Origin of the sequence: Achromobacter sp. Marseille-Q0513, assembly GCF_018195695.1 — a bacterium.
Lineage (GTDB): Bacteria > Pseudomonadota > Gammaproteobacteria > Burkholderiales > Burkholderiaceae_B > Achromobacter.
On record NZ_JAGTJY010000239.1, the window covers coordinates 1 to 7,832 of the forward strand.

Annotated in this window: 9 protein-coding genes; 3 read left to right on the plus strand and 6 right to left on the minus strand. The window is 68.2% G+C overall.

Annotated features, from left to right (window positions below; translation table 11 throughout):
- Together KDH83_RS28115 and KDH83_RS28120 are read left to right on the plus strand one after the other, a co-directional pair.
- A partial coding sequence (locus KDH83_RS28115; protein WP_212321806.1) for a TetR/AcrR family transcriptional regulator occupies nt 1–583 on the plus strand: 583 nt, incomplete at its 5' end.
- Nucleotides 584–730: 147 nt separating this feature from the next.
- Nucleotides 731–1,282: a DNA starvation/stationary phase protection protein gene (locus KDH83_RS28120; RefSeq protein ID WP_212321808.1), complete on the plus strand. Its 552-nt coding sequence runs from the start codon at nt 731–733 to the stop codon at nt 1,280–1,282.
- A gap of 24 nt (nt 1,283–1,306) precedes the next feature.
- Here the strand turns inward: KDH83_RS28120 and KDH83_RS28125 are convergent, their stop codons facing one another.
- Entirely contained in the window at nt 1,307–3,523 is a 2,217-nt protein-coding gene (locus KDH83_RS28125; protein WP_212321811.1) for a FepA family TonB-dependent siderophore receptor, read from the minus strand.
- A 141-nt stretch (nt 3,524–3,664) separates the two neighbouring features.
- Here KDH83_RS28125 and KDH83_RS28130 point away from each other — a divergent pair, with 141 nt between their 5' ends.
- The gene (locus KDH83_RS28130) at nt 3,665–4,696 is read left to right on the plus strand and encodes an AraC family transcriptional regulator (RefSeq protein ID WP_349291683.1); all 1,032 of its coding nucleotides are present in this window, start codon (nt 3,665–3,667) and stop codon (nt 4,694–4,696) included.
- A gap of 77 nt (nt 4,697–4,773) precedes the next feature.
- On the opposite strand, the gene msrA is transcribed toward KDH83_RS28130, so the two are convergent.
- The 5 genes from msrA to KDH83_RS28155 all read right to left on the minus strand — a co-directional run.
- Nucleotides 4,774–5,475: a peptide-methionine (S)-S-oxide reductase MsrA gene (gene msrA, locus KDH83_RS28135; RefSeq protein ID WP_212321819.1), complete on the minus strand. Its 702-nt coding sequence runs from the start codon at nt 5,473–5,475 to the stop codon at nt 4,774–4,776.
- A 43-nt stretch (nt 5,476–5,518) separates the two neighbouring features.
- A complete protein-coding gene (msrB, locus tag KDH83_RS28140; RefSeq protein ID WP_212321821.1) occupies nt 5,519–6,016 on the minus strand; it encodes a peptide-methionine (R)-S-oxide reductase MsrB in 498 nt (165 codons plus the stop codon).
- A gap of 108 nt (nt 6,017–6,124) precedes the next feature.
- Nucleotides 6,125–6,451 (minus strand): pentapeptide MXKDX repeat protein, encoded by a 327-nt coding sequence (locus KDH83_RS28145; RefSeq protein WP_212321823.1) that lies wholly within the window; start codon nt 6,449–6,451, stop codon nt 6,125–6,127.
- Nucleotides 6,452–6,502: 51 nt separating this feature from the next.
- Complete coding sequence (locus KDH83_RS28150) at nt 6,503–7,294, minus strand: molybdopterin-dependent oxidoreductase (RefSeq protein WP_212321825.1); 792 nt, start codon at nt 7,292–7,294, stop codon at nt 6,503–6,505.
- Nucleotides 7,295–7,304: 10 nt separating this feature from the next.
- Nucleotides 7,305–7,832 (minus strand): cytochrome b/b6 domain-containing protein (locus KDH83_RS28155; protein WP_212321827.1); only part of this gene is annotated, 528 nt, incomplete at its 5' end.

The following is a 7,832-nucleotide window of genomic DNA, read 5'->3' on the forward strand; positions in this document are numbered from 1 at the left end:
GGCGGCGACCACGTGGCTGCTGTTGAACGAGGGCTATGCGGCGACCACGCTGGAAGCGGTGGCGCGGCGCGCCGGCATGGCCAAGAAGACCGTGTACCGCCATGCCAGCGACCGCGAGGACCTGGTGGCCCAGGTCGTGCGCGGCTGGACCGACGGCTTCGCGCCGGTGATGGCGCAGGACGTGGCCACCGTCGACGAAGTGATGCCGGCGCTGGCGCGCGTGCTGCAGGCTATCGCCGAGCGCGTGCTGTCGGCCGATGCGGTCGGCATGTTCCGTCTGCTGACGGCTGACTTTCCGGGCCGCGACGCGCTGCTGCGGGCCTACCAGGAGAACGGCATCGAACGCGGCACGGCCATGCTGGGCGCCTGGTTCCAGCGCCTGGCCAGGCGCGGGCTCATCCAGGCGAGCGAGCCGCGCGCGGTGGCCGGCCTGCTGCTGTCGATGGTGATCGCCGAACCGCTGCGCGCCATGGCGCTGGGGCTGACGCCGCCGTTGCCGGAAAGCTCGATCGATGAACGCATACAGGCCTGCCTGGCCCTGTTCGCGGGGGACGGCAAGGTCTTCGCGCTGCGCGCCGCGTGACGCGGTCCACGCGCCGTTCGGCCTGCCGCGAGGCTGGCGCGGCGATTTGGCAAAGCGCGCGCATGGCGATACCCTGAATAGGCAACGGCGCGTTCACGAGACGCGCCGCGGGCATTTTTCTCTAATCATTCGAAGGAGCAGAAACCCATGGCCAAGCAACTGAATGAGAAGACCGCCAAGGCCGCCAAGGAACGCCGCAAGCGTCCGCTGGCCACGCCCACCGATCTGTCGTCCGCCGCCACGCGCGACATCTCCGCCGCGCTGAACCAGATCCTCGCCGACGTGTTCGCGCTATACCTGAAGACCAAGAATTTCCACTGGCACGTCAGCGGTCCGCACTTTCGCGACTATCACCTGCTGCTGGACGAGCAGGGCGACGAGCTGTTCGCCATGACGGACCCGCTGGCCGAGCGCATCCGCAAGATCGGCGGCACCACGCTGCGCTCCATCGGCCATATCGGCCGCACCCAGCGCATCCAGGACAACGATGCCGACTACGTGCAGCCGCTGGACATGCTGGCCGAGCTGCGCGAGGACAACAAGCTGCTGGCGGCCTCGCTGCGCGAGGCGCACAACGTCACCGACGAGCACCGCGACATCGCCAGTTCCAGCCTGATCGAGAACTGGATCGACGAAACCGAGAAGCGCACCTGGTTCCTGTTCGAGGCCAGCCGCCGGGGCGACGGCACCGGGCATTGAGCGCCGGGCCGCCGCCGTCGCGGCCTAGAACGAGGCCGTGACCGTGGCGTAGTACGCGCGGCCCGGTTCGTTGTAGGTGGCCGCGCCCGCTTCACCCGAGTTGCCCTCGCGGTAGAGCTTCTTGTCCAGCAGGTTGCTCACGCCCACGCGGAAACGCAGGTGCTTGTTCACCTCGTAGCCGGCGCTCAAACCAACCAGCGCGTAGGGGCTGCGGCTTTCCAGGCCGCGGCCCGTCACGGTTTCGCCGCGACGCAGGTTCATCGTCGGCGCGGTCTGCTTGCCGTAGTAGGCCACGTTGGCCTGGAACGACAGCTGCTCGGTGGCGAACCAGTCCAGCGTCGAATTGACCGTGTACTTCGGGATGATCGACAGCGGCTCGCCGTTGTCCTTGCGCTTGCTCTGGATCATGTAGGTGAAGTTGGTGTTCCAGTCCAGGTTCGATGCCAGCGGGATGAACAGATTGCCTTCCACGCCCTCGACCACGGCCTTGCCGGAATTGGTCCACTTCAGCACGCGCGCGCCGTTGGACAGCCGGTAGACATAGTCGGTGCCGGCCACGATCTTGTTCTTGTAGTCGTTGCGGAAGTAGGCCGCGCTGACGCGCCAGGTGCCCGGGTCGTACTCGAAGCCGATTTCCTTGTTCACGCTGGTCTCGGGCGACAGGTTCTCGTCGCCGACCAGGTAGCAGCCGTTGCGGTTCACTTCCGAGGACAGGCAGCCGTAGCCGCGGCTGTACATCAGGTAGTTGGGGTTGGACTGGTACAGGTTCGGCGCCTTGTAGGCGCGGGCGATGCCGCCCTTGATCTTGAAGGCGTCCGTGACCTTGTAGGCCGCGTTCAGGCTGGGGCTCCAGTTGCTGCCGAACTTGCTGTTGTGGTCCAGGCGCACGCCCGGCGTCAGCGTGGTCCGTTCGCCGGCCTCGATGTTGTCCTCGACGAACAGCGCGTAGCTGTTCTGCGTGGTCTTGGGATCGCGGTTGCCGGTGGCCACGCCATTGATCACGCCGCCGCTATAGGTCTGGCGCAGGCTGCCCGGGTCTTCCAGCGATTCGCGCAGCCATTCCACGCCCACCGTGGCGACCTGCTCGAAGCCCAGGTGGAAGGGCAGGTTGACTTCGCCCGCCGCGCGCAGGTTCTTCAGCCGCGAGGTCTGCCAGCCCTGGTCCAGCGGGCCGCCCTCGGTGGCGCCAGCCAGGCCTTCGCGCTGGCGCGCGTTGCGGGTGTAGTCATAGGACACCGAGGTGCGCGAGGTGCCCCAGTCCCACTTGCCGCGATGGGTCAGGCCCAGCGTCTCGCGGTACAGCGCGTTGGTTTCCTTGCCGTACAGCGTGTCGCTGAATTCCGAGGTGGAGTTCAGCATGGTGTCGCCGGCGTACAGATTGCCCTGGCGGCTGAAGGCCGCCTCGAAATCCAGCGTGTTGCTGGCGTTCGGACGCCAGGAGAAGACCGTGTTCAGGTCCTGGTTGATCACGCCCTCGCGGCCGGCCGACTCGGCCTTGCCGTCGGCGTTCATCGCGGAATTGCCGGCGTTGATGTTGCGGGCGTCGGCGTTGGTCTTGTTGTAGTTGCCGTACAGGCGGAAGCTGAGCGTGTCGCTGATCGGGCCGCTCAGGCGCAGGCCGACGCGGTTGGTATTGCCTTCGTCGCTGTTCTCGGGCTGGTTCAGGTAGTAGGTGACCGAGCCGCTGAACTTGTCGGAAGGGCGCTTGGTGATGATGTTGACCACGCCGCCCATCGCGCCCGAGCCGTAGCGCGCGGCGGCGGGGCCGCGCAGCACTTCGATGCGTTCCACTTCCTCGGCCGGCACCCAGTTGCTGTCGCCGCGCGTGTCGCGGTCGCCGTCCCAGCCGTAGCGCACAGAGTTGCGCGACGAGGCCGGCTTGCCGTCGATCAGGATCAGCGTGTTCTCCGGGCCCATGCCGCGGATGTCGATCTGGCGGTTGTTGCCGCGCGAGCCGCTGGCGCTGTTGCCGGTCAGGTTCACGCCGGGTTCGCGGCGGATGATGTCCGACAGGTCGTTGACCGGCGGACGGCGCGCGATTTCCTCGGCCGTGATGACGGACACGCCCAGCGCCTCCTTGACTTCTTCCTCGGCGGTGCCGAGCACCTGCACGGCGGACATCTGCTGGATTTGCGAGGGATCCTGCACCTGCGTGGCTTGCTGGGCGCCGGCGGCGCCCGCGTACAGGGCGCAGAGCAGGGCCGCCGCCGCGTAGTTCAGGGGTGGGCTCGATAGGGACACTTTCTTCTCCGATTGCTGCGGGGCTGGTTCGCCCGGGGTCGAGTGGCGTTTGCGCAACGGACCGGCCCGCGGCCTGCCCAAGCGTTACCACTCATGATTTAATGAGAACGATTGTTATTAACAGCGACCAGGATTATGTCAGTGCGCAGGCCGAGCCGCCTTTGCGGCGGCACCACAAGCGTTTGCGATATCCCCAATACGCCCCATCCCGAGGCGCGGCCGGCGCCGGCGAGCCGGGCGGCGTCCATTCACGAGGTGCGCCACTACCAGGGCGTCGCCTCGCCCCATGCCGCCAGCGCGCCGCTGCTGGACGGCTTGTGCGAGGTGTCGGCGCTGTCGGCGGGCATGTGGCTGCGCCGCGTCGACGCGCGCGATCTGCATGGGGCCAGCGTGCGCATGCCGCTGCGGCCCGGGCTGCATGTGGCGCTGGTGGTGGGCGGGCAGGTCAGCGTGGAGGCCGGCGGCCAGCGGCTGCGGCTGGGGCCGGACGGAGAGGGCGCGGTGCGCGGCCTGTTGCTGTCGGCGGCAAGCCCGGACGTGGTGCTGCGGGAATCGAGCCGTGGCGACACCGAGCGCACCATCGCGCTGCACCTGGAGCCGCCATGGCTGGAACGGCATCTGCGCGTCGGCGATGGTCCGGGAGTGGGCGGGTTCATCCGGCGCCACCTGGCGCTGCACACCTGGCAGGCGTCGGCCCGGGCGCTGGCGCTGGCCGCCGAGATGCTGCGCCCGCCGCCCATGTCGCCGGCGCTATGGCGCCTGTATCAGGCGTCCCGCGCGCTGGACATCGTGGTGGAGGCGCTGGGTCAGGTGGAAGGCGGCCAGGGGGGCGATGCGGTCGCGCTCAGCCAGCGCGACCGCCGGCGCATGGCAGAGGTGCGCGCGCTGCTCGATGGCGGGCAGGCCGATGGCTGGTCGCTGAGCGATATCGCTGCCCGCGCCTGTGTCAGTGTCAATACCCTGCAACGGCACTTTCGCGCCATGTGGGGCACCACCGTGGCCCAGTACCAGCGCGACGGCCGGCTGGACCGCGCGCGACTGGCGCTGGAACGTGACGGCGCCAGCGTGGCCGACGCCGCGTGGCTGGCCGGCTACGGCAGCGCCGCCAATTTCGCCACCGCGTTCCGGCGCCGCTACGGCGTGTCGCCGGGCCAGTTGCGCGCGCGCCGCTGAGACGCCGCGCGGCCGCCCGGGACGCCTATCCGTTCAAGGGGCCGGCATCCGGCGCGCGCCGGCCGGAGCCGCGCCCGTCACGGATACACCAGGGCGGGCTTGTCCTGGTAGCGCGCCGGGAAGACCTTGGCCAGGTTCTCCACCTTCGGCACGTCGTTGACCATGATGTACATGCTGTACGGATGGCGCACCAGATAATCCTGGTGGTAGTCCTCGGCGCGATAGAAGGCCTTGAGCGGCTCGATCGTGGTGGCCATCGGCTTGCCGTAGACGCCCGCGCGGTTCAACTGCGCGATATAGGCCTCGGCCACCTGGCGCTGGCCGTCGCTGGCGGGAAACACGGCGGAACGGTACTGGGTGCCGGTGTCCGGACCCTGGCGGTTGAGCTGGGTCGGGTCGTGCGCCACCGAGAAATAGATCTGCAGCAGCTGGCCGTAGCTGACCTGGGCCGGGTCGTAGGTGATCTCCACGGCTTCGGCGTGGCCGCTGCGGCCGCCGCTCACCGTGTCGTAGTTGGCGGTGGACGCCTGTCCGCCCGCGTAGCCCGAGACGGCCGAGCTGACGCCCTTGACGTGCTGGAACACGGCCTGTACGCCCCAGAAGCAGCCGCCGGCCAGCACGGCCTTTTCTTGCGCGGCGCTGGCGGGCGCGTCTTGCGCCGGAGGCGGGATCAGGACGGCGGCCTCGGCCGCGGCGGCAATGCCGGGCAGCGTGGCGGCGAGGGCGCAGGCGGCCGTCAGCAGGCCGGGAAGTTTGCGCGACAGGAATGAGGCAGGCATGGCGATGGATCCTATGGTTGGGTAGCGGGGCGGCGCGCGTGTTTCAGGTCTGCGCCGTGAAGCGCAGCGCGACGCCGTTCATGCAGTAGCGCAGCCCGGTGGGGCGCGGGCCGTCGTCGAACACGTGTCCCAGGTGGCCGCCGCAGTTGGCGCAATACACCGCCGTGCGGACCATGCCGAAGGTGCGGTCCTCGATTTCGCCCACGGCGTCCGGCAGGGGCTGCCAGAAGCTGGGCCAGCCGGTGCCGCTGTCGAACTTGCGGTCCGACGAGAACAGCTTGTGGGCGCAGCCGGCGCAGGTGTACAGGCCCTTGCGGTGCTCGTTGTTCAGCGGACTGGAATAGGGCCGTTCGGTGGCCTCGCGCCGCAGCACCTCATACTCCTCGCGGCTGAGCCGTTCGCGCCATTGCGCGTCGCTGAGCGCATAGGGAAACGATGCGGCGGCCGGCTGCGCGGCGCGGCTGCCCAATGCGGGGGCCAGCGCGGCGGTCAGCGCCGCCGCCGCGCCCGTGCCCAGGAAGCGTCTGCGTCCCAGTGTCATGGCTTGCTCCTTGCTTGTATCGCGGGACCGGCCGGCGCCTGGTCGTGGCGCGTCCGGGCCGGTCCCGCTCCATGTCGGTGATGGCGCGCGTCGCACGCGCCGGCTGGCTTACTTGGACATGCCATCCTTGCTCATGCCGTCCTTGGACATGCCGCCTTTCGACATGCCATCCTTCGACATCCCGTCCTTCGACATTCCGTCCTTGGCCATGCCGCCCTTGGACATGCCATCCTTCGACATGCCGTCCTTGCTCATGCCGTCCTTGGACATCGCATCGTTGGCCATGCCGTCCTTCTTCATGGCGTCCTTGCCCATGGCGTCCTTGGACATGCCGCTTTTCTGCATGCCGTCCTTGCTCATGTCATCGGCGGCGTGCGCGGCGACCGCGCCGAAGGCCAGGCACAGGGAAAACGCGGCGGTGGTGAGAGTCTTCATGATGATTTCCTTCAATGGTGATGAGTGCGGGAGAAAAAGAGCGAGATCCACCTAGCTGCCGCCGAACCAGTTGTAGCCCTGGTCCTCCCAGTAGCCGCCCGGGTAGGTGTTGGTGACGAAGATCGCCTGGATATGCTTGGGGTTCTTGTATCCAAGCTTGGTGGGCATGCGCAGCTTCATCGGGAAGCCGTATTCCGGCGGCAGGGTCTTGCCGTCGTAGTTCAGCGCCAGAATGGTCTGCGCATGCAAAGCGGTGGGCATGTCGATGCTGGTGTAGTAGTCGTCGGCGCACTTGAAGCCCACGTAGCGCGCGCTCAGGTCGGCGCCGACGCGCTTGAGAAAGGCCGAGAACGGCACGCCGCCCCATTTGCCGATGGCGCTCCAGCCCTCGACGCAGATGTGGCGCGTCACCTGGTCGATCTGCGCCATCTGCCGCAGCTCGTCCAGCCGCCACTGGCGCCTGTCCGCGACCAGGCCGCTGACTTCCAGGCGGAACGATTCCTCGTCCACGTGCCGGACCTCGTCGATGCCGTAATAGGCATTGAACGGAAACGGCCGCGTGATCATCGATTCCGGATAGGTGGGCGCGAGCTTGTTGGGGTCGAACAGCCAGGCCTGCACGCGGTCGTTCCAGCGCGAGACGACGCCCAGCGCCTTTTCCGCGCTTTCGTTGTCCGACAGCGAGCAGCCGGACAGCATGGCCAGGCCGCCCAGCGTCAGTCCGCGACTCAGGAAGGCGCGGCGGGCGGGCGCGTCCAGGCGACGCTCCACCAGGCGCGAGGCTTCGCGCAACACGGCCGGGCCGTCGATGCCGGGCAGGGACAGGGGTTTGCGGGGCTTCACGTGGGACTCCTTACTTTCCGCGGATCATGGCGAGCAGGCTGCGCGGCACCAGCGCCACCATCGCCAGGTGGACGACGACGAAGGCGACCAGCAGCACCATCGCATAGAAATGGATATGGCGCGCCATCTCGTAGCCGCCCAGCAGTTCGCGCAGCACGCTGAACTGCACCGACTTCCACAGCACCAGCCCGGACAGCACCAGCACCGCGATATCCAGCATCACGAACAGATACGCCAGCCGCTGCACCTGGTTGTAGCGGCGCGGATCGGCGTGCGAGAGACGGCCGCGCAGGGCCGAGCCCAGGTCGGCGAGCACGCCGCGCGGGCTCAGGGGGAAGAATTTGCGGCGCAGCCGGCCGCTGGCCAGGTTCAGCGCCAGGTATGAAAGACCGTTCAGGCCCAGCAGCCACATGCCGGCGAAATGCCATTGCAGGGCGCCGCCCAGCCAGCCGCCCAGCGTGTAGTCGCGCGGGAAGCTGAAGTCGTAGAGCGGCGAAGCGTTGTAGATGCGCCAGCCGCTGGCGATCATCACCAGCAC